Origin of the sequence: Paraburkholderia hospita, from assembly GCF_002902965.1 — a bacterium.
GTDB classification, from domain to species: Bacteria; Pseudomonadota; Gammaproteobacteria; order Burkholderiales; family Burkholderiaceae; genus Paraburkholderia; species Paraburkholderia hospita.
On record NZ_CP026106.1, the window covers coordinates 2,367,596 to 2,389,613 of the forward strand.

Here is a 22,018-nt window from a genome sequence, read left to right on the forward strand (position 1 = left end):
ACTGCCGCGATCGCTTCAGCGAGCCGTGCCATCGATCAGCTCTCCCTTCTCCAGATGCACGAGCGCTCTCGCCGCGCCCGCCGCGTGCGCGTCGTGCGTGACCATGATGATCGTCTTGCCCAGTTCGCGGTTCAGGCGCTGCAGCATCGCAAGCACTTCTTCGGCGGACGCGCGGTCCAGGTCGCCCGTCGGTTCGTCGGCGACGATCAGCGTCGGGTCGGTGATCAGCGCGCGCGCAATTGCGACGCGCTGCTGTTGCCCGCCCGACAGCTCAGACGGGTAATGATGCGCGCGATTGCCCAGATTCACCATGTCGAGCACGAGCGCGACGCGCTCGCGGCGCTCCTTGCGCGTCAGGCGCGTGAGCATCAGCGGCAGCTCGATATTCTCGAACGCCGTCAGCACGGGCATCAGGTTGTAGAACTGAAAGATGAAGCCGACGTGCGCCGCGCGCCATTGCGCGAGCGCGGATTCTTTGAGCCGCGTGATGTCCAGCCCGCCGACGCGCAACTCGCCGCCGTCCGGCCGGTCGATGCCCGCAATCAGATTGAGCAGCGTGCTCTTGCCCGAGCCCGACGGCCCCATCAGCGCGATGAAGTCGCCTTCGCCGATCGCCAGCGTGATGTCGGACAGCACGGGCACGGTCTGCACGCCGCGCCGGTACGATTTGACGAGATGCCGGATATCGACGAGCGGCGGCGTTGCGTTGATCGGCTGGCTCACTGTTTCTTCGCCACGGTGACTTTGGCGCCGTCCTTGATGTGCTCGTTCGGCGCGCGCACCAGCACGTCGCCGGGACGCACGCCGCTCACTTCGACCAGTTCGCCGAGCGTCGCGCCTGTCGTGACGGGTACTTCGCGCACGCGGTCGTCCTTGACGACGAAGGCCACCTTGCGGCCGTCGCGCTCGACGATGGCAGCCGGCTGTGCCGCGACCACCGGCTTGCGGTCTTCCGGCGGCACCGGCTTCGAAAGAAACGCGATTTTCGCGCTCATGTCGGGCAGCACGCGCGCATCGCGATCGACGAAGCGCACCTTGACGAGCACCGTTGCTTTCGAACGGTCGACGGTCGGCACGATGCGCGACACGCTGCCCGCGAGGCGCATGTCCGGCAACGCGTCGAGCTGGATCTCGCAAGGCGCGTTCACGGCGATCTTGCCGATATTCGATTCAGCAACGTCGGCTTCGACTTCGAGTGTGTCCATGTCGGCAATCGTCACGACGGCGCCCTTGCTGTCCGATGCCTGCGAAAACGGCGTGATGTTGTCGCCGACGTTCGCGTGCTTTTCGATCACTACGCCGTCGAACGGCGAGCGGATCACGGTCTGATCGACAGCGACCTGCGCGGCCTGTGCGTTCGCCTGCGCAGCCACGATTGCGGCGCGGCTATTGTCGATCGACGCCACCGCCTTGTCGTAGCGCGCGACGTCGGCGTCGTATTGGGTCGCGGGGATCGCGCCGTTCGGCGCCAGGATTTTCGAGCGCCGCAGATTGACCTCGGCGTTCTTCAACTCGGCCTGCTGCAGCGCGAGGTTCGCCTGCGCGACCTTGATCTGCGCCTTCGCCTGCGCAAGCGACGCCTCGACGTCGTTGCTTTCAATCCGCGCGATGATCTCGTCTTTCTTCACGCGCGTGCCTTCCAGCACGCCGAGCCATTCGAGGCGCCCCTGCGCTTTCGACGAAACGGCCGCCTTGCGCTGCGGCACGACATAGCCCGTTGCATTGAGCAGCGTATAGGTTTGCGAGGGATAAGCCGACACCACGGTCGTCGTCTCGACGGTCTGCGGCCCGGCCAGCCTGAGGCCGACGACGAGCGCGACGACGAGGATTAGCGCGACGACCCCGTAGCCGATCCAGTTGCGCCGGCGGCCACCCGTGGCGACGGCTGGCCGGTCGATTTTCAGCCGCTTCAGATCGTGATCTGCCAATTTCTTATGTCGTTGCCGCAGGGTTGATGTTGTCGCGCGTCTCGACGCATCGCCACGCCGGCTACTTATAGTGGGTAAATGGGTCCACAGTATAGCGCCGCGCCCTGCCCGCGTCTGCCCGGGCTGGCATCCCGCTTGCAAGGAAACAGTGCTTGCGCGCAAAACGGCGGGAGTGCTTACGATTCGGGCCTCGCGTCGTGTGCGGCGTATGCGATAAGCATCCGGCTGCATCGCGCAAGTGTTGACAGGCATCCGCGCTAACGGCTTAGATTCTGGCCGTTGGCGTTCGATTTCCGAGGGAGACATCATGGAAGAAAAACAAACTGTCGCAGCGGACAGCACTGCCGTACGCGTCGCGCTGTGGCGCGCGATGCATGTTCAGGTCGACGCGCCGCCGCATGTGCTCGACGACGAAGTCGGCCTGCGGCTCGCCGCGCCCGACGCAAGCTGGCGCGAACGTCCTGACATGGATGCGCAGGGAACGCGCGGCTATCGCGCGTCGATCGTGGGCCGCGCGCGTTTTATCGAAGACCTGGTTGTGGAGCAGGCGGATCGCGGCGTCGGTCAGTACGTGATCCTCGGCGCGGGTCTCGATACGTTCGCGCAGCGCAGGCCGCGCATCGCGTCGCGGCTGCGCGTGTTCGAAGTCGATCGGCCGGGCGCGACGTCGTGGAAGCGCGAGCGTCTGCTCGAACTGGATTACGGCATTCCCGACTGGCTGCGGCTCGTACCCGTCGACTTCGAAGCCGGTCAGTCGTGGTGGGAACAGATTGCGGACGCGGGTTTCGATGCGAGCGCGCCCGCCGTAATCGCATCGACGGGCGTCTCGATGTACCTGACGCGCGAGGCGAATCTGGCGACGCTGCGCCAGATCGAGAAACTCGCGCCAGGCTCGACGCTAGCGATGACGTTTCTTCTACCGCTCGATCTGATCGATCCCGCCGAACGCGCGCAGCATCAGTTCGTCTACGAGCGAGCGCGGGCAGCGGGCACGCCGTTCGTCAGTTTCTTCAAACCCGTCGAGATGCTCACGCTCGCGCGTGAAGCGGGCTTCAAGGGCGTCAAGCATGTGTCGACGGCCGATCTCGTCGAGCGCTATTTTGCGGGCCGGTCCGATGGACTCAGGCCGTCGACGGGTGAAGCGTTTCTCGTTGCGACCACCTGAAGGTTCATGGACCGCGCGCCGTCCGTCATGAAGAAGACGGCGCGCGGTCATTGCCTAGAACCCGTTGGCCGTCTTCCGATAGCTACTCCAGTTGTTGCCGCCCGTGCAGTTCAGTTGCGAGCCCTGCGCCTGGCACCATGCCTCATAACCCGGCGAGTAGAGCCACTCTCCCATCCAGTTCAGATCGACATGCGTGTCGCCTTGCGCCGACACGAAGTTCGACGCGTCGTCGGTGCTGCCCGAGCCGGTGTAGCGCGCCACGGCCGGATACGGGAATACCGGGCGTGTGCGCGTGGTTTGTCCCGTCGAATCGACGATCGACGCGACGATCTTGCCAGGCTTCGCGCCCGTCTCCGTCCATGACATCAGGGGCGTGAGGATATCGAACGTGTTCGGACCTTCCCCGCCGCCGCAATGCGCGACGCCCGGGAACAGATAGAGCTTCGCGAAGGCGTCGACGCGCTCGCTGCCCATCAGGTTCTTCATCGCGGTGTAATACTCGATCGTCGAGCGCGGCGAGATGTGCTGATCTTCGAGGCCATGCCACAACAGCAACTTGCCGCCGCGCCGTTCGAACGGATGCAGGTCGGGGTCGGTGGCTGCGAGATACTTCGAGGTCGGCACGGTCTTCAGGAACGCATCGATCGTGAACTTCAGATCGCCGAACGCCGCCGACGCATTCGATCCATTGAAGTAGTCGAGGTAGCGCAGGAACGGCATCACGAAGTTGATGCTGCCGCTCGGCCCTGCATCCGTCGCGGGTACGAACAGACTCCAGTTCAGTTCCGAGCCCCATTCGCGCGAGACGAACGGCTCCAGACGCGCGCCGCTCGCATCGGTTGCGCCGTCGTGAATCTTGCGCACCACCGTCGCCTCGGCTGCCGACAGGCACGTCGACGCCGCCTGCCCTTTCGCGCACACCAGCGTCGCGGGATCGAAACGGCAGGCCTGTGGACGGTCGATCACGCCATCCGTCACGCCGTCGATACCATCGCACGCCTTCAATACGGCGGCATGGACGAGCGGCAGCTTGTCCGCGAGCAGAATGTATTTGCCCGTCTTCGGATCGATGTTCGCGGCGGCCGCCCAGCCATGATGGAAGGTGTTCTGCACGATCAGATCATTGGCGGGCGCGCCTGCTGCAATGCCGTCGAAGTCGTCGGGAAAGCGCTGCGCTTCCATCAGCGCTTCGCGCCCGCCATCGGAGCAACCGTCGAAGTACGCGTACTTCGCAGGCCGCGCGTAGAACTTGTTGATGATCGCCTTCGCCACTTGCGCCGTCGCGTGCTCCGCGCGATACGCGAAGTCGAGCTTCGCCTTCGGGTCGAGCGCCCATGAACCGTCGTTGCCGCCTTCGTGGCCCATGTCGGTTGCGGCCATCGCGATCTGTCCGTTGGTGACGGGCACGCAGGTCGAGGCCATCGGCGCGTTGACCGACAGATTCCCGCAGAGCCCGCCGCAGCCCGTTTGCAGATAGCGCTGGGTCCAGCCTTGCGTCGGCAGTTGCAATTCGAATAGCGATGCACCCGGTCCGATCGTGCCCTTCACATCGCACACGGGTGTGGGCAGCGTGCGCTGGCCGACGGCCGTTCCCGCCGGCAACACGACAGCCGAGGTGATCGTGACCGTGCCGTCCGTCACGCCGCTCAGGTCGAGTCCCGCGACGGCTGCGCAGTTCATCGCGGGCATCACGGCGGGCAGGTTGGCGAGGCCCGCTGCCGCGTGCGCGCCGGACGGCCAGGCCATTGCCGCCAGCAGCGACACGAGCAAGGTGAACGCGGCCAGCAGGCGGCGCATGAAGTCATGTTGCACACGTTCTGTCACACGCCCTGCGCTCGCCGCTGTCGGCAAGGCGCACGCAAGCGATCCTGCGTTGCAGATCACACGCATCTCTGTCTCCTGTTGTCATCGGAATGCGGCGCTCGCGCGACGCGCCGCTAGCAGAACAAGCAACCAGTTGCACGCTCAGGATAGCCAACGTAAGGGACGGACACGATTGCCAATTTGGCGCGATCCAATCTGTTTTTCTTATCGGCGCGAGGACGACCGCCGCGCTAAGAGTGCGCTAACTCTGCAACGGCAAAATCTTGCGGATGCACCGGGACAAGGCGTGGCAACGCCTGAAACCACGCGGCCAACGCGGGATTTGCAATCCATCTGCCTGTTTTCAGAAGCGGTGATATGGTGCGCGCAATCGGCGGCGACGCGTGTCGTCGCCCGCTCACCTCAATGGTGCAGCGTGCGAACCGCACGCCATGCATCCGTCATCGATCAGCGATAAAGACATGAACTTCGAAAACAACGCTTCGAGCAACTCGCTGGATGTCGCCGACGCGACGTCTTCACCGTTGCGAGCATGGCTCGCGGTAGCGTCGGTAACGATTGGCGCATTCGCCTTCGTGACGACGGAATTTTTGCCGGTCGGTCTCCTGCCGCAAGTCGCGCAGACCTTCGACGTATTGCCGGGCACCGCCGGCCTCATGGTGACGATTCCCGGCATCATGGCGGCTATCTCCGCGCCGGGCCTGATGCTCGCCGCCGGACGCGTGAACCGCCGGCTGATCCTGATCCTGCTGACCGTGATGCTGCTCGCGTCAAATCTGCTGTCGGCGTTCGCGCCGAATTTCCCGATGATGCTCGTGGGCCGCGCGCTGCTCGGCGCCGCGCTCGGCGGCTTCTGGACACTCGCGCTCGCGGCGGCGGGACGTCTCGTGAAAGCGCATGAAGCAGCCCGAGCGACCGCGACGATTCTCGCTGGCGTCACCTGCGCGACGGTGATCGGCGTGCCGCTCGGCACCTTCATCGCGAGTTTCGCTTCGTGGCGCATGTCGTTCATCGCGACGGCCGTGCTCGTGAGCGTCGCGCTGATTGCGCAGATGGCGCTACTGCCGTCGCTGCCGTCGCAAGCAGCGTTGCGTTTCGCCGATCTCGTGACGCTCGTGCGCCGTCCGTTTCCGCGCAAGAGCCTGTTGATGGTCGCGCTGATTTTCGGCGCGCATTTCTCGTCGTACACGTATATCGCGCCGTTTCTGCAGAACGCGCATTTCAGCACGTCGACCATCACCGCGTTGCTGCTCGGCTTCGGCATCATCGGCTTCTTTTCGAACTTCGCGGTATCGACGTTCGTCGCGCGCAGGCTCAAGGGCTCGCTCGCCACGGTGACCGTGCTGCTGATGTTCGCGTTGCTCACGATGCCCCTGCTCAGCGATATGGCGCCTGTCGTGACGGGTATGGTGCTCGCGTGGGGCGTGGCGTTCGGCGCGATTCCGCTGTGCGTGAGCGTGTGGATGCAGGAAGCCGCGCCCGATTTACCCGAAGCGGGTTCGGCGCTGTTCGTCGGCATCATTCAGGTGGCGATTGCCGTGGGCTCGTCCGTGGGCGGCACGATCGTCGATCACGCCGGTATTCCCGTCGACTTCTGGTTCGGCAGCGTGCTCGCGATTCTCGGCCTCGTCACGCTGGCGAGTTTCCGCACGCGCAACAACGCCGGGCAGGCCGCCGCGCCTGTGGCGTCAACCGAGGTTCAGACCGAGTGCGTCTGATGCGTCAAGCGCGGCGTCTTCACGTCGCGTCCTCTACGTCCTTTAGCTCCTTCACTTCCGCTTGAACGCGGCGCGCCGCTCGGCGCGCTCGTTGGCGAACTGGCTGCTGAGCGTCGAGTCCAAGTCCTTTCGCTCGACGTGGACGCCACAGTTCGGGCACACGTTGCTCAGCCCGACATCATGGCCACAGTCGCGATGCACGAAGCGCACCGCGATGTCCTCGTGCTTCTCCTTGCACCACGTTTCGCCCCACGCGCGCAGCGCGTGAATCACGGGATAAAACGCCCGCCCTTTCTCCGTCAGACGATATTCGTAGCGCAGCGGTTTCTCGCTGTACGGATGGCGCTCGATCATGCCATCCGCTTCGAGCGACTTCAGACGCGTCGCCAGCATTTGCGGCGTCGCTTCCGTCTGGATCTGTATCTCCTCGAAACGCGCTGCGCCCATGTACAGCTCCCGCAGGACCAGCATCGACCAGCGGTCGCCGACGACATCCAGCGACCGCGACACCGGACACACCGTATTGGCCTTCTCCGCGACACGTGCCACGATCCCTCTCCCATCGAAACTCTTAATTTCATAGTAACACAAACGAGCATCGGCGTGCATACACACACGCTTTCTGCGCGCCTGTTGGCGGGCCGTGAGGGCTAATCCGAAGCCCTCGCAAATCGACCCGCAAAGCCACGTCGCACTTGACACTATGTTTTTCATAGTTATATGCTGCGTCCACGTTAGCGATGCGCGAGACGTCACGCATCGTCCGATCAAGGCAGCCGGCGCCGGGTGCGGAACGCGAATTCGTGCGCACCCTTTTCGATGGAGAACTGAAATGCCCAATACTGTTTATCGCGCGGAGCGCACCGGCCTGTTGCTGGTCGATCCGTACAACGACTTTCTGTCGGAAGGCGGCAAGCTGTTTCCGATGATCAAGGAAATCGCCACCAACGTCCGCCTGCTCGACAACCTGCGCGCGACGGTCGCCGCCGCGCGCAAGGCCGACATCCAGGTGTTCTACGTACCGCACCGCCGCTGGCAGCCGGGCGATTACGACAACTGGGATCATCCGAATCCGACGCAGCGTCTGGTTCAGCAGCGTCACACGTTTGCAAAGGGAACTTGGGGCGGCGAATGGCATCCCGACTTCGTGCCGCAGGAAGGCGACATCATCGTGCAGGAGCACTGGGCGCAAAGCGGCTTCGCCAACACCGATCTCGACTTTCAGCTGAAGCAGCAAGGCGTCACGCATGTGATCGCCGTCGGTCTGCTCGCCAATACGTGCATCGAATCCACCAGCCGCTTTGCGATGGAGCTGGGCTATCACGTCACGCTCGTGCGCGACGGCACGGCCGCTTTCTCGGAAGCAATGATGCGCGCCGCGCACGAACTGAACGGCCCGACCTACGCGCATGAAATCCTGACGACGGCCGAACTCATCGCCGCGCTGCCCGCAGCGCAAGGAGCACAAGCATGACACTCACTGGCTATCTGCTGATCGGCGCGCATGAGGTTGCTGCGACGGCCGGCACCATGAAGGCACTGAACCCCGCGACGAATACCACGATCGAACCGGATTTCGCGTTCGGCGGCGTCGCGGAAGTGAATCTCGCGGCGCAACTCGCCGACGATGCATTCGACAGCTTCAACAACACGTCACTCGACGAACGCGCGGCGTTTCTCGAACGCATCGCTGACGGACTCGATGCCGTCGCGCCTGAACTTGGGCAGCGCACATCGCTGGAAACGGGCTTGCCTGCCGCGCAGCTCGAAGCGGAAACCGCCAAAGCGGCCACGCAGTTCCGCCAGTTCGCGACTGTGGTGCGTCAAGGGCGCTTTCGCCAGGCGACGATCGATCCCGCGCAGCCGGAGCGTCAACCGCGCCCGCGCATGGATCACCGGATGCAGAAGATCGCGCTCGGCCCCGTCGCGATTTTCGGTGCGAGCAACTTTCCGATTTCCTATTCGGTTGCGGGCGGCGATACGGCATCGGCGCTGGCTGCGGGCTGTCCTGTGATCGTGAAGGCGCATAACGCGCATCCGGGCGCCTCCGAGATCATGGGTCGCGTGATCCAGCGGGCCGTCGAAGAATCGGGCTTGCACGAAGGCGTGTTTTCGATGCTGCGCGGCGGCGGCAATGAAATCGGCGAAGCGCTCGTCGATCATCCGCTGATCAAAGGCGTGACGTTCACAGGCTCTGAAGCCGGCGGCATGGCGCTGTTCCGGCGGGCGCAGCAGCGTCCTGATCCGATTCCCGTCTTCACGGAAATGACGAGCGTCAATCCGACCTTCGTGCTGCCGGCTGCACTCGCTGCGCGCGGTGGCGCAGTCGGCGACGGCTTCGGCGAGCGCATGCTGGTCAACGTCGGGCAAGCGTGCCTGAAGCCCGCGATCCTGCTCGTGATCGATGGCCCCGGTTACACGGAACTTCGACAGGCGCTGATCGCTCGCGTCGAAACGATGCACGCGCGCACGATGCTGACGCCCGGCATCTGGAAGTCGTACAGCGAAAACCTGGAGCGGCGCAAAGGCGCGGGCGCGGAACACATCGCGGCGGGCGGCAATGCGCAAGGCGCGTGGGACGGCCAGGCGGCGCTGCTCGTAGTCGACGGCGCGCGCATGCTTGCCGATGCGTCGCTGTCGGAAGAAGTGTTCGGTCCGGCTGCGCTGCTCGTGCGTGTATCGGATGTCGAGCAATTGATCGCGATCGCAAAGCAGTTCCGCGGCCAGCTGTCGGCGACGATGCAGATCGATTCCGCCGATCATGCGCTCGCCGCGCGCCTGTTGCCCGTGCTCGAACGACGTACGGGACGCATCGTGATCAATGCGTTCGCGCATCCGCAGGAAGTGTCGTATGCGTCGATTCACGGTGGCCCGTTCCCGGCGACTTCGGACAGCCGCTTCACGTCGGTCGGCATGACGTCGATCGAGCGCTTTCTGCGGCCTGTGTGCTATCAGGGTTTTCCGGACGATCTGCTGCCTGAAGCATTGAAGCATGAGAATCCGCGTGACCTGTGGCGTCTCACGGATGGCGAGTTGTCGAAAGCCTGATCGCTTTCGATGACGCGAGGCCCGCGCACGGTGAACGTGTGCGGGCTTTTTCCGTTTGTGTTTAGAGATCCAGCACCAGCAGCTCGCTTTTCGCGCGCGAGACGCACAGGGTCAGGAAGTTCTGCTGGTCGTCGGCATCGAGAATGCAATCCTGATGCTCGACCTCGCCGCTCAGATAACGCACCTTGCACGTCGCGCACAAGCCGGCTTCACACGACGTCTGCACGCCAATGCCCGCTGCCTTGAGCACATCGGCGATGCTCTTGTCGATGGGAACGGGCAGGCGTTGACCCGTGCTTGCGATCTCGACGGTGAATTCACCCGGCTTTCGATCAGCAGGCGTGATCGCGCGCTCCGGCGCCTTGAAATGCTCGCAATGCACAGCATCGCTCGGCCAATGGCCGGACGCGTCAGCGCATGCGCGCATGAAGCCCGCGGGACCGCAATAGTAGACATGTGTGCCGTCTTGCGCCTCATCGCGCAACAGTGCCGCGATATCGAGGCCGCGCGCCGGATCGCCACCGTCGAAGTGAAAATGCAGCCGCTCCCGTTCGACGAGCGCCTGCAATTCATCCGTGAACGCCGCGCATTGCGCATCGCGCGCGCAGTAGTGCAGCTCGTAGTCCACGTCATCCGTATTCGCGAGCTGATGCGCCATCGACTTGAGCGGCGTCACGCCGATCCCGCCCGCAATCAGAATCACTTTGCGCGCTCCTTGCGCGAGTTCGAAGTTGTTGCGCGGCACGCTCACGCGCACACGGCCCTGCACCTGCAACTGTTCGTGAACGGCCTTCGATCCACCGCGTCCCTTCTCGTCACGCAGCACCGCGATCACATAACGATGCCGGTCCGCAGGTGAATTGCACAGCGAATACTGGCGGATGACACCGTTCGCAAGATGCACGTCGATATGTGCGCCCGCCGTGAATGGCGGCAACTCCGCGCCTTCGGGATCGACCAGTTCATACGACTGGATATTGCGGCCCTCGTAGCGGACCTGCCGCACGAAAAGCTCCAGCGTCGCCGCTGCCTGATTGAATGCTGTCAATTGATGTCTCCTTGCCACTTGCGTTCGCGCGCGTTGTTCGCAGATGCGGCGCCACTTCGGTACTGCGTGGCGCCGTGTCTCGCTTACTCGCGCGTCGACTGCTCCAGCTCATCCATCTTTGCGCGCACGAACGCGGCCCGCTCATCGCCCTTCAGGTGGTCGCTCTGCGTGAGAATCGCGACGACAGCTTTCGAAATGCGGCGACGTTGCGCGACCTCTTCTTCGACGGTCGCAGCCTCGGGAATCTCGAACACGTTGCCGGAGCAATAGCTATTCGGCGCGGCGCCGACATCGCGCAGCCACTGCGCGAACTCCGCCGGCGACGCCGCCGGGTTCGTGCCGCGCACGGCATCGCGCAGCATCTTGCGGAACAGATAGAGGCCGGCGTCGAACTTGGTCGGATGCTCGAGCGAATGGACGGCGATCGGGCGTTGGCTGATGATCGCTTCGTAATCGCCCGGCGCGTACTGCGCGTCCTTGTAGTGCGCGCGCTCGCGATGGTTGGGCGGAATGGGCGGCATGTCTTCGAGCTTGTACTTGCCGAAGCGCTCGGGCCTGCGCATCGCCACCTGGCCTTCGAGGAAGTCGATGGTTTCATAGCCGACCATCGACTTATCGCCGACGCCGCGCGTATCGACGCCCGGGCCCATCACACGCCAGCCGATCATCTTGCTGTTCTCGTCATCGACGGGCACCGTCCAGCGGATCATGTGGAAGCGGCTGAACAGCTTCTTGTTCAAACCGTCTTCGGATGTGTACGCGTGCAGGCTCAGATTCGGCAGCACCTGATGCTGGACGCGCACGAACAGATGATCCTTGTCTGCGCGGCGCGCGCCCGCGCAGGCGAGGCTGCGGCCTTGCTGCACGGGAATGAACTGCATGTCGGGCGGCACTTCCATCGATGCCGCGCCGACTTCGTCGAACGTCGTGCCCTGATAGTGGCCGCCTACGACGTTCCTGCCCGCGTGCAACGCGGCCGCGTGGTAGTTGTCGGCGGCGTTGTCCTGGACCTGCAACCAGTTGCAGTGCTGGAAGTTGCTGTAGGGGACGAGCTCGTCCGTCGGCAGCACGGTGAAGTTGCCTTCCCATTCGGGAAACGGCAGCTCTTCTTCGGGCGGGCCCATGTAGGCGAACACGAGGCCGTTGCGCTCGACGGCCTTGTACGCGCCCTGACGGATCGAGCATGCGTACTTCTCGGCTTCCGCCTCCTCGCCCTTCGGAAACGGCGCATGCAGACAGGTGCCATCGACGTCGAACACCATGCCGTGATAGCAGCACTGGATGCCGCGCTCCTGGATCGCGCCGTATTCGAGCGACGCGCCGCGATGCACGCAATGCGCATGCAGCAGGCCGACGCGGCCACTGCCGTCGCGGAACGCGACCAGCTCTTCGTTCAGGATCTTCAGGAAACGGGGCGTGTCGGTGAGTTCCATCGACATGCAGACGGGATGCCAGAAGCGGCGCATGTATTCGCCCGTCGGCGTGCCGGGACCCGTCTCGGTCAACTCGACATCGTGTGTCGGAATCTTGTTCGTGTGGTAGCCGCCGTAGGGAATCAGCTTCTTCACCACGGTGCCGCCCGCGCTGCCGCCCTTCTCCATCTGCTCCGACTTGATCGTCATGACCACTCCTTTTGACTGTGGGTAAGTGAAGACCGCCGTTTTGACTGCCTTCCATCGTTTGAATACGGATACCGAACTCTGTATACAGAGATTAAGCATGTGCAGAAACCTCGCCAATCAAGGTTTACACCTAAGGTTGACCGGTTCGCGACCGCGATGTAGTCTGTATCCAAAGTACAGAGGCTCACGATGACAATGAAGTTCGAAAAGCTGCAGGTCCGTCCCGACTATGTCGAGGAGGTGTATCGGGTACTTGCCGATGCGATTAGCGACGGGTCGCTCGCACCCGGCACGCGATTGACGCAAGAGGAGATCGCGGAGCAGTTCGCGGTGTCGCGTTCACCTGTGCTGCAGGCGCTGCGTCTGCTGAAGAAGGACGGGCTGGTGCAGGATGCGCCGGGGCGCGGGGTGCTGGTGGCGCCGCTCGATGTCGAGTGGACGAGTCATCTGTACCAGGTGCGCGGCGCGCTCGATACGCTTGCTGCGAAGCTTGCCGCTGAGCGCGGCGCTGTGATCGATAGCGCGCTGATCATGCGCGGGCGGCTGGTGTCGAAGGGCAAGGATGTGAAGGCGATGATCGATGCCGATATTGCTTTTCATTCGGCTATTTATGAGGCGTCGGGGAATCCGCTGATCGTTGAGAGTGCGCAGTTGCATTGGGTTCATTTGCGCCGGGTGATGGGCGCTGTGCTGCAGTCTTCGCGGTTGCGGGATTCGATCTGGGATGAGCATCAGGGCATTGCCGATGCAATTGCTGCGCGCGATGCCGCGCGGGCTGCTGAGCTTACCGAATTGCACACTAGCAGTGCGAGGCAGAATCTTGTTGCCAGGCTTGGGGAGATGCTGAAGGCGGGGTGATTTTTTGTCTGCGACGCTGGGGTTGGGTTGGCTTTGTGCCGGCGTCCGCGTTTTGGCTTTGATGTTCATGCGGTGCCTTCCGGTTTTAGCCGTTGCGCTGGCATTCGCATTTTTTCTTCGTGCTTCGTGCGTTGTGCCTGTGCGTTTGCCTTTGCACTGGCATTCGCGTTTTGCCTTCGCGGCGCGGGTGTTGGGTTTGGTTTGCTTGTTCTTGCGCTGGCATCCGCGTTACGGTGTTTGCCGTTCACGCGTCGCCCCTGTGCGGGGCGGCACCTACTTTTCTTTGCCGCCGCAAAGAAAAGTAGGCAAAAGAAAGCGGCTAACACCGCCAACATTTCTTCCTGCCTGAGGGCCCCCAAATGGTCCTACGCTTCACACGGCAACGTGCTGATCAATGCTCGTTGCCAACGCTTTGAATAGAAGCCTCACCCGCTTCAGACACATCCACAAGGGCTAGCGGCAGCGAGTGGTTTCTGCCGCCCAGGTGGCAAACTGTGTGTAGGTTGTCGCCCCGCACAGGTTAGTGCTGTTACCAGAAACACCAACCTTGCTGCTCAGTCCGGAGTGATGCGCGTATGGCGCGAAAGCCTACACACAGTTTGCCACCTGGGCGGCCGAGGTCTATCTGGCACGGCGTGCTGCGACGCGGGCACATGAAGCGGGTGAGGCGTATGGAGAGAGCGTTGGCAACGCACGCGTACAGATACGTTGTCGTGTGAAATACGGGGCCGTTGGGGGCCCTCAGGCAGGAACAAAAATTGGCGGTGTTAGCCGCTTTCTTTTGCCTACTTTTCTTTGCGGCGGCAAAGAAAAGTAGGTGCCGCCCCGCACAGGGGCGACGCTTGAAGCACGTAGGCATAACGCGGATGCCAGCGCAAAGGCCAAAACCCAAACCGGATGCCACCGCAAAACCAAAGCAAACCACCCAGCGTCGCAGACAAAAAAGCCAAATCTACTCCCGCTTAGATAAAACATTCACATGCGCCCGCCGAAGCGTAAGCGTCAGCAAACTCCCAAGAACCATACTCACAGCAATCCCGACCACACCACTCCCAGTCGACCCGGTCGAAGTCTGCAAGAACCCAATCACATACGGACTAACAACACCCGAAATCGACCCAACCGAATTAGCAAGCGCAATCCCACCAGCGGCAGCAGCCCCTTGCAAAACAGCCGGCGGCACAGTCCAAAACTGCGAAATCGTTGTAATAACACCCATAGTGCCAATCGTGAGCGCGATCATCGCCAGCACCGTCTGATGCGCATAGACGACACTCGCACACAACGCAATCGCGCCGACAACCCCAGGCAACGCGAGATGCCAACGCCGCTCGCCATACCGATCCGAGCTACGCCCCACCAGCACCATCGTGACAGCAGCAGCCGCATAAGGCACAGCCGACAACAGCCCAATATTCAACGTCCCCGACACCCCCGAAGCCTTAACAAGCGAAGGAAGCCAGAAGCTCACCCCGTACAACCCCATCGTGAAGAAGAAATAAATCGCCGACAGCAACAACACACGCGGACTCGCAAGCCCATCGCGCAGCGAATGCAACTTATGGTGCCCACTCTCCGCCTGCAAATCAGCCTCGATCAACGCCTTCTCATCATCGCGCAGCCACCGCGCATCGGACACCTTGTCGTCAAGATAGAAGAACGCAACGATCCCGACGATCACCGTCGGAATACCTTCCAGCAAAAACAGCCACTGCCAGCCGGCAATACCATGCGCGCCGCTCATCGAATGCATGATCCAGCCCGACAACGGACCGCCGATCACACCCGACATCGGAATCCCCGTCATGAAAAGCGCGGTCACCTTGCTGCGGCGCCCAGCAGGAAACCAGTACGTCAGATACAAAAGAATCGCCGGAAAGAACCCGGCCTCAGCAACACCCAAAAGAAACCGCACCACATAGAACTGCGTAGGCGTCGACACGAACATCATCGCCGCCGAAATCACGCCCCATGTCACCATGATCCGCGCAATCCAGCGCCTCGCCCCCACCTTCAGCAGAATCAGATTGCTCGGCACTTCGAACATCAGATAGCCGACGAAGAAAATCCCCGCGCCTAGCCCATAAACGGCATCGCTCATCCCGAGATCCTGCAGCATCTGCAGCTTCGCAAAGCTGACGTTGATGCGGTCGAGGTAAGCGCACAGATAGCAGAAGAACAGAAATGGAATCAGGCGCCATGCAACCTTCGCATAGACGCCCGCTCCCGAACGCTCCAGATACACGTCCTGGCTGATCGAACTCATGGGGATGTCTCCGTCGTGTTTTGATCGTTACCTGATTGCGGCGGACGGACATTGCATCTCGCCCGCCGCGTCGTACTGCAATGAGCCGGCTTTAATCGAACATGTCAGGCTGCGTCTTCACCAACTGATCCCAGATGGTCTGGAAATGCAGCCAGCCGATGTATTCGCTGCCGACATGCTCGCGGCTATAGCGCGCACGCTCTTCCGTCACGAAGCGCGGCTTGATACCCGTCGACTCGATCATCAGTTGCTGCTGGCAGCAACGCTCGAGCGCAATGAACCAGAACGCAGCCGATTCGATGCTGTGCCGGCTCGCCGTCAGCAGCCCGTGGTTCTGGTGGATCGCCGCCTTCACGCCCTTGAAGGCATGCGCGACCTTGTGGCCCGCCTTCACTTCGACGGCCACCTGCCCCGCCTCCTCGCCGATCATGACGTGGTCTTCGAAGAATGCGGCAGCATCCTGGCTGATGGGATCGAGCTTCTTGCCAAGCGATGCGAACGCGGTGCCATACACGGTATGCGCGTGACACATCGCAACGATGTCCTGATGCATCTCGTGAACGGCCGCATGCAGCACGAAGCCCGCGCGATTGATCGCATAGTCGCCTTCGACGACATTGCCTTCGTGGTCCGCGCAGATCAGGTTCGACACCTTGACCTGCGAGAAATGCACGGCCATCGGGTTCGTCCAGTAAAGCCCTGGATGCTCCGGGTCACGCACCGTCAGATGGCCCGCGAAGCCGTAATCGAAGCCCTGCAACGCAAACGCGCGGCAGGCGGCGACAAGACGCTCCTTCAGATACTGCCGGTGCTGCGCGTGGCTCTCGAAGGTCGGCAGTTGCGGAAAGATCAGGCCGTCCTGCTCGGGCTGATAGATCGAGATGCGGCCCTTAAGGTCGATCGCTTTCGATGGGGCTTCCATCACTTCGGACATGTCGGCTCCTTTTGAACATGTGGACATTAGGTAAGCACATGGTCGTTCCCGCCGATCGCGTTGACAAACGATGGTTGTTCATGAAAGCATGAATGACATTCACCTGAAGGGGAAACACATGAGGCGGATGCCGAATTTCGTGCTGCTGCGTTCCTTCGAAGCCGCCGCGCGGCTCGAGAGCTTCGCGCTCGCCGCGCAGGAATTGCATCTGACGCCGTCCGCGATCAGTCATCAGGTGAAAGAGCTCGAAGAGTATTTCGGACGGCCGCTGTTTCTGCGGCGCAACCGGCGCATCGAGCCCACGCCCGAGGCCGTACGCCTGCTCGAAAGCCTGAGCCGTGTATTCGACGTCGTCGAGGCGGCATGCAGCGAGGTCATGCTCGCGCCCGATGCGCAGGTGCTCGCCGTGCATTGCGCGCCGAGCTTCGCGGTGAAATGGCTGGGGCCGAAGCTGCCCGAATTCAACAAGGCGTATCCGCACATCACCATCCGCCTGTCGACGGGCGCCGAGCCGCTCGATCTCACGCGCGTGCAGGAAGTCGACGTCGAGATTTCGTACGGCAGCGCGCTCGATCGTCCCGGCATCGACACCGTGCCATTGGGCCGCGAAGCGATCGTGCCGCTCTGCTCGCCCGCGCTGCTCGGCGACGGCACGCCCGTCGCGACGCGCATGAGCGAGCTGACGCTCATCGATACGCAGCTGAGCCGCGTCACGTGGGCCGACTGGTTCGCGGCCAACGGCCTCGACATGCCGACCACGCCCCGCCCTTCGTTCGATCGCGCGGCGCTCGGCATCTCGGCGGCAGCCGACGGCATGGGCGTGGTGCTCGAAAGCATGCGGCTCGCCGAACGCGAAATCGTGCGCGGCGATCTCATCGAAGTGCGCAGCGACGCGTTCGTGCGCTTCGAGCGCGACACGCATTTTCTGTCGTATCGGAAGAACGAATTCCGCGTCGAGAAGGTGGCCGCTTTCACGCATTGGCTGCTTGAGCGCGCAGGTGTCGGAAAGGGCGAAAACACGCCGCAGTAGGCACCAGGGCCGTACCCGCGCGCCGCTAATTTTCTCCTCATTTGCGTGACGCATGATGTCGTCACAGCCAGCCAGGACCGCACAGTCGAGCTGGAACAACGACATCGAGCATCAACGGCAATCAGGAGCAATCATGGACTTTCACCCGCCCTTTCTCGTCTTCTGCGCGCTCGGCGCGAGCGTCATGATCGTTTCAGTTTTGCTCGCGATTGCCGCCGAAAAGATCGACAACTGGCTCGCGCGGCAAACGGAACGTGTTTCGAGCCGGCGTCCCGTAGTGGTTCGCCATGCGGAAACCTCGCATCTGCTGTGAGCAACGCGAAACGAAACGCGTGATTGCGCGCCGCCATCCGCGTGCCGCGAAAGGATCATCGTCATGAAACGTCTGCATGCCATCGTTCCGCTCGCCGCGTTGCTCGCTGGCATCATCGCGGCGCCCGTCGACGCAAAGACCGTCAGCTATCCGCTCGAAAACGCCTGCCCTGTCGTCGCAAACCGGCCGGACCAGAATTCGGCCACTCGCGAGCAGATCGCGCACACGCCGCAAGGCGACATCGCGTATTACCGCTTCGGCCGCGGCAGTCCCATCGTCCTGCAGACAGGCTTTCGCGCGACGCTCTCCGAATGGGACGCGGCCTTTCTCGCGGACCTCGCGAAACATCATGAAGTCATCGTCTTCGACAATCGCGGCGTGGGCCGCTCGCTGCCGACGGCGTCGAGCTTCACCGTGCAGGACATGGCAAGCGACCTCTCCGCGCTGATCGACACGCTAAAGCTGCGCGACGTGACGGTGCTCGGCTGGTCGATGGGCGGCGCAGTCGCCACGCAGCTCGCGATCGACCATGCTGCGAACGTGCAGCGCGTCGTGCTGATGAGCGCGCCCGCGCCCGGCCGCCTCGGTGTGCCCGTCGCGCCCGACGTCGAAGCCACGCTGTCGGGCAAGCCGGGCACGACATTCAACGACGTGATGAAGGTCCTCTTTCCGCCATCGGCTGCGAAGGCAGCGGGCGAATGCTTCCGCAAGAACATGTTCGTGCCCGCCGGCTATGCGTCGCCGACCATCTCCGCGACCGTGACGGCCGGCCAGACGGCGCTGCTGCGCGCATGGGAACAGGACGATGCCGCCGCCGGCGCACTGCGCACCCTGCACACCGACACGCTGATCCTCACGGGCGACGACGACACCATCCTGTCGAAGCAGAACGCCGAAGCGCTCGCCCGCACGCTGCCCGACGCGCAATTGCTGGTGGTGCGCTCGGCGGGTCACGCGATGATGTATCAGTATCCGCATGCGCTGGCTTCGGCCATCAACCGTTTCATCACGCGATCGCAGGCGCATCCTCGGCAGACGGCAAAAGCAGCGCAACTGCACGAGCAGGCGTAAGATCAAAAGCCTTCTTCGAGGCACAACGGCGCGTTCTGTTGCGACCCATCTGGAGGTGGCGATGACGAACGAAACCTGCCCTGTACGTCGTCTGCAGCTTCTGCTGCACGATCCCTGCCGCACCGACGCCGCACGCGAAGCGGCCAGACTCGCCGCCGAGCAGCTCGGCATGCAGATCAGCGGCGAGGGCCATGCCACGCTGTCCGCGCGTATGCCCGATGACGCATTCCGCCAGCTTTTTTCCTGTTCTTCCGGCACGAGCGGAACCCTTGCCGTGCCGGGCAGTCTCCAACCGTACGTCTCGTCGATCAGCGAAGCGCCGCAACATCTTTCATTCGAATAACCTGCATTCGTCTTGCATGTGACGGGGCAGCGCATACACGCCGATGCGCCGACTCCCGTCGACACAGGAGAAGAAACGATGAAGGCCTACGATCCCAAAGACGCGGCCGCGCGGCCCGCACGCGGCGACGCCGCCAACGAAGAGCTCCGTGTTGCCGTGACGTTCAACCGGCCGGGCCAGGACATCGGGCCGACACGATTCGGCGCGCGCATGTCGACGGAAACGGTCTCCTCGTTCATCCCCGATCCCGCGCAAGCCGACCTCGCGCTCGCCGAACTCGCGCGGCGCGGCTTCACGCTGACGGGCCGCGGCTCGCTGTCGGCGTCGATGCGCTGCACGCGCGCGCAATTCGAAGCGGTGTTTCAGACGCGCCTCAAGCGCATGAAGGCGCCCTGCGCGTCGGCGGCGCAGTTCAGCTCGGTGCTCTATCCGCCCGACGACGCGCCATGGAACCCGGACCCCGCGATCAAATCGCTGCTCGACGACGTCTATATCCAGTGGCCGCACATCTACATGGCGAGAGCAGCAAAGGCGGCAAAGAGCACGAAGGCGAAAAAGACCACGACAGCAGCAAAGAAGCGTCCCGCCACGAAGAAGCCGCACGAGGCCAGCGCGCCGTCCGCGACGCCGCCCGCCGTGCCCTACTTCCATCTCGCCGCGCCCGCCGACATCGCGCTCAAGCTCAACGCGACGCCCGTACACCAGCAGGGCATCACGGGCAAAGGCGTGCGCATCGCGATGATCGATAGCGGCTTTGCTCACGGTCATCCGTACTTCAAGGCGCACGGCTATTCGTCGTCGATCGTGCTTGCGCCGGGCGCCACCGATCGCCGCACCGACGGCAACGGCCACGGCACGGGCGAATCGGCCAACATCTTCGCGATCGCGCCGGGCGCGACCTTCATCGGCGTGAAGCTCGACAACGAAGCCGATCCGACCAGCGGCGCATCCGTGCTCGAAGGCTTGCAAGAGGCGCTCAAGCACGATCCGCAGGTCATCTCCGTGAGCCTCGGCTACGACCTGCGCGGACCCGGCGACACGCCGCTGAACACACTGCCGAACGGGCTCGTCGCGCTGGAGGCGGAAATTCAGGCCGCGGTGAAGCGCGGCATCGTGATCGTCTTCTCGGCGGGCAACGGCCACTATTCGTTCCCAGGCCAGATGCCCGACATCATTTCGGCGGGTGGCGTGTTCGTCGATCAGCACGGCGCGATGCGCGCGTCGGACTACGCGAGCGCGTTCAGGAGCCTGATCTACTCGGGCCGCAGCGTGCCCGACGTCTGCGGGCTGGTCGGCATGCTGCCGCACGCGACGTACATCTCGCTGCCCGTCTCGGCCGGTTGCGAGATCGACCGCGAAAACGCCGCCTTCGACGGCACCACGCCCAACGACGGCTGGGGCGTGTTCAGCGGCACGTCGGCGGCTGCGCCGCAGCTAGCGGGCCTGTGCGCGCTGCTGTTGCAGGCGGACCCGCACCTCTCGCCGGGCGACATCAAGGCGATCCTGCGCCGCACCGCGCGCGACGTGACGAAGGGCCACGCGAACCCGGCAAGCGATCCGAAGGGCGCGGGCGTGCCGGCGGGCGTCGGCGAAGACGGCGCGACGGGCGCGGGACTCGCCGATGCGCTCGCGGCAGTGAAGCAGATCTGACGCTTTCACGCGCAGACGGCGGTTCGTTCCGGAACGCCCAGCCGTCTGCGCGGGGCAGGACGCCGTGCCATACTTGCGGATCGTCCCGGCCCACATTCCAACGTAATGATCGTCCCTTCCGCTTCCATCGGCTTCAATCTCAATCTGCTCGACCGCCGCTCCGAACAACGCGACGACGAGGCCTTCATCGCCAGTCTGCACGACGCTCCCGCCGCGCGCTTTCTCGTCTTCGATGGCGACGTTCCCTTGCTCAAGCGCGGCGACACACACGAGCCATGGTTCGTCGCAAGCGAAGCTGCCGCGTTCGGCGAGCCGCTGCAACGCGTGTTTCTCGGCCAGGACAGCGACGGCAGCGGACGTTTCGCGCTCGGCTTCGCATCCGGTCTCGCGCAAGACGAAGGGCAATCGCAAGAAAAATTGCACGACCGCATCGATCTGCGCTCGATCGCTATGCAAGGCCTCGTCGCGCAAGAAATGCTCGGCGTGCTTGGCCAGGCCAAATCGATGTTCGACTGGCACCGCCGCCATCGCTTCTGCGCGAACTGCGGCGCACCGAGCCGCGCGACGGCGGCCGGCTGGCAACGCACCTGCGATGCGTGCGGCACGCGCCATTTCCCGCGCGTGGACCCCGTCGTCATCATGCTGACCATCGACGGCGAGCGCTGCCTGCTCGGACGCCAGCGTCAGTTCGCGCCGGGCATGTACTCGGCGCTCGCGGGCTTCGTCGAGCCGGGCGAAACCGTCGAAGACGCAGTGCGCCGCGAAGTGCATGAGGAAGCCCACGTGACATGCGCGGAGGTCGTCTATTTCGCGTCGCAGCCGTGGCCGTTTCCTTCGTCGCTGATGATTGGCTGCTTCGCGCGCGCCAGCAGCAAGGACATCGTCATCGACACCAACGAACTCGAAGACGCGCGCTGGTTCACGCGCGCCGAAGTCGCCGCGATGCTCGCGGGTACGCATACGGATAACCTGTCGGCGCCGAAGCCGTTCGCGATTGCGCATCATCTGCTGCACGCGTATGTCGAACACGGCGAAGCTGTGCTGCGCAGTTGACTCGCCAGTAGCCCTTCGTCTTTTTCACACCCTCGATGCGCCAACGCTCGTGCCACGAAAACCCGAGGCACCTGCAAACCTGTACGCGAACGTTCACGTTGATGTATAATACGGCTCTTCCTGACCGTATGGCAGCAGCATTTCCCG

Annotated in this window: 19 protein-coding genes; 11 read left to right on the forward strand and 8 right to left on the reverse strand. The window is 63.3% G+C overall.

Annotated features, from left to right (window positions below):
- Nucleotides 1-15: 15 nt before the first annotated feature.
- Nucleotides 16-723: an ABC transporter ATP-binding protein gene (locus C2L64_RS29030; protein WP_007580759.1), complete on the reverse strand. Its 708-nt coding sequence runs from the start codon at nucleotides 721-723 to the stop codon at nucleotides 16-18.
- The gene (locus tag C2L64_RS29035) at nucleotides 720-1,928 is read right to left on the reverse strand and encodes an efflux RND transporter periplasmic adaptor subunit (protein WP_007580761.1); all 1,209 of its coding nucleotides are present in this window, start codon (nucleotides 1,926-1,928) and stop codon (nucleotides 720-722) included. Before C2L64_RS29035 ends, C2L64_RS29030 begins: the two co-directional genes overlap by 4 nt.
- Before the next feature lie 307 nt (nucleotides 1,929-2,235).
- Between C2L64_RS29035 and C2L64_RS29040 the strand changes: the two genes are divergently transcribed.
- Nucleotides 2,236-3,093, forward strand: a complete 858-nt coding sequence (locus C2L64_RS29040) for a class I SAM-dependent methyltransferase (RefSeq protein ID WP_007580763.1) — start codon at nucleotides 2,236-2,238, stop codon at nucleotides 3,091-3,093.
- 54 nt (nucleotides 3,094-3,147) lie between these two features.
- On the opposite strand, the gene C2L64_RS29045 is transcribed toward C2L64_RS29040, so the two are convergent.
- Nucleotides 3,148-4,983, reverse strand: coding sequence for a tannase/feruloyl esterase family alpha/beta hydrolase (locus tag C2L64_RS29045; RefSeq protein ID WP_007580764.1), 1,836 nt, complete (start codon nucleotides 4,981-4,983; stop codon nucleotides 3,148-3,150).
- Between the two features lie 395 nt (nucleotides 4,984-5,378).
- Between C2L64_RS29045 and C2L64_RS29050 the strand changes: the two genes are divergently transcribed.
- Complete coding sequence (locus tag C2L64_RS29050; protein ID WP_039900348.1) at nucleotides 5,379-6,635, forward strand: MFS transporter; 1,257 nt, start codon at nucleotides 5,379-5,381, stop codon at nucleotides 6,633-6,635.
- Between the two features lie 51 nt (nucleotides 6,636-6,686).
- Here the strand turns inward: C2L64_RS29050 and C2L64_RS29055 are convergent, their stop codons facing one another.
- Nucleotides 6,687-7,184, reverse strand: coding sequence for a winged helix-turn-helix transcriptional regulator (locus C2L64_RS29055; protein WP_007580768.1), 498 nt, complete (start codon nucleotides 7,182-7,184; stop codon nucleotides 6,687-6,689).
- A gap of 283 nt (nucleotides 7,185-7,467) precedes the next feature.
- Here C2L64_RS29055 and C2L64_RS29060 point away from each other — a divergent pair, with 283 nt between their 5' ends.
- Both C2L64_RS29060 and C2L64_RS29065 read left to right on the forward strand, forming a co-directional pair.
- Complete coding sequence (locus C2L64_RS29060; RefSeq protein WP_007580769.1) at nucleotides 7,468-8,109, forward strand: isochorismatase family cysteine hydrolase; 642 nt, start codon at nucleotides 7,468-7,470, stop codon at nucleotides 8,107-8,109.
- Nucleotides 8,106-9,683 carry an aldehyde dehydrogenase (NADP(+)) gene (locus C2L64_RS29065; protein ID WP_007580771.1) on the forward strand — a complete coding sequence of 526 codons (1,578 nt, stop codon included), beginning with the start codon at nucleotides 8,106-8,108 and terminating at the stop codon, nucleotides 9,681-9,683. The genes C2L64_RS29060 and C2L64_RS29065 overlap by 4 nt, the downstream gene beginning before the upstream one ends.
- 61 nt (nucleotides 9,684-9,744) lie before the next feature.
- On the opposite strand, the gene C2L64_RS29070 is transcribed toward C2L64_RS29065, so the two are convergent.
- Both C2L64_RS29070 and C2L64_RS29075 read right to left on the reverse strand, forming a co-directional pair.
- On the reverse strand, nucleotides 9,745-10,731 hold the full coding sequence (locus C2L64_RS29070) for a PDR/VanB family oxidoreductase (protein ID WP_007580772.1): 987 nt from the start codon (nucleotides 10,729-10,731) through the stop codon (nucleotides 9,745-9,747).
- A gap of 83 nt (nucleotides 10,732-10,814) precedes the next feature.
- Entirely contained in the window at nucleotides 10,815-12,353 is a 1,539-nt protein-coding gene (locus C2L64_RS29075; protein WP_007580774.1) for a Rieske 2Fe-2S domain-containing protein, read from the reverse strand.
- A 189-nt stretch (nucleotides 12,354-12,542) separates the two neighbouring features.
- Between C2L64_RS29075 and C2L64_RS29080 the strand changes: the two genes are divergently transcribed.
- Nucleotides 12,543-13,211 (forward strand): GntR family transcriptional regulator, encoded by a 669-nt coding sequence (locus C2L64_RS29080; RefSeq protein WP_007580776.1) that lies wholly within the window; start codon nucleotides 12,543-12,545, stop codon nucleotides 13,209-13,211.
- Between the two features lie 952 nt (nucleotides 13,212-14,163).
- On the opposite strand, the gene C2L64_RS29085 is transcribed toward C2L64_RS29080, so the two are convergent.
- Entirely contained in the window at nucleotides 14,164-15,477 is a 1,314-nt protein-coding gene (locus C2L64_RS29085; RefSeq protein WP_007580778.1) for an MFS transporter, read from the reverse strand.
- 91 nt (nucleotides 15,478-15,568) lie between these two features.
- Complete coding sequence (locus C2L64_RS29090; protein WP_007580780.1) at nucleotides 15,569-16,411, reverse strand: class II aldolase/adducin family protein; 843 nt, start codon at nucleotides 16,409-16,411, stop codon at nucleotides 15,569-15,571.
- 88 nt (nucleotides 16,412-16,499) lie between these two features.
- Here C2L64_RS29090 and C2L64_RS29095 point away from each other — a divergent pair, with 88 nt between their 5' ends.
- The 6 genes from C2L64_RS29095 (at nucleotide 16,500) to nudC (ending at nucleotide 21,871) form a co-directional block, all read left to right on the forward strand.
- Nucleotides 16,500-17,441 (forward strand): LysR substrate-binding domain-containing protein, encoded by a 942-nt coding sequence (locus C2L64_RS29095; protein WP_407671785.1) that lies wholly within the window; start codon nucleotides 16,500-16,502, stop codon nucleotides 17,439-17,441.
- Nucleotides 17,442-17,574: 133 nt separating this feature from the next.
- Nucleotides 17,575-17,754, forward strand: coding sequence for a hypothetical protein (locus C2L64_RS29100; RefSeq protein ID WP_007749498.1), 180 nt, complete (start codon nucleotides 17,575-17,577; stop codon nucleotides 17,752-17,754).
- 63 nt (nucleotides 17,755-17,817) lie between these two features.
- Entirely contained in the window at nucleotides 17,818-18,825 is a 1,008-nt protein-coding gene (locus C2L64_RS29105; RefSeq protein ID WP_007580784.1) for an alpha/beta fold hydrolase, read from the forward strand.
- A gap of 61 nt (nucleotides 18,826-18,886) precedes the next feature.
- Nucleotides 18,887-19,168: a hypothetical protein gene (locus tag C2L64_RS29110; RefSeq protein ID WP_007580786.1), complete on the forward strand. Its 282-nt coding sequence runs from the start codon at nucleotides 18,887-18,889 to the stop codon at nucleotides 19,166-19,168.
- 78 nt (nucleotides 19,169-19,246) lie between these two features.
- Nucleotides 19,247-20,818 carry a S8 family serine peptidase gene (locus C2L64_RS29115; RefSeq protein ID WP_007580788.1) on the forward strand — a complete coding sequence of 524 codons (1,572 nt, stop codon included), beginning with the start codon at nucleotides 19,247-19,249 and terminating at the stop codon, nucleotides 20,816-20,818.
- A 105-nt stretch (nucleotides 20,819-20,923) separates the two neighbouring features.
- Nucleotides 20,924-21,871, forward strand: a complete 948-nt coding sequence (gene nudC, locus C2L64_RS29120; RefSeq protein ID WP_007580790.1) for an NAD(+) diphosphatase — start codon at nucleotides 20,924-20,926, stop codon at nucleotides 21,869-21,871.
- Nucleotides 21,872-22,018 lie beyond the last annotated feature (147 nt).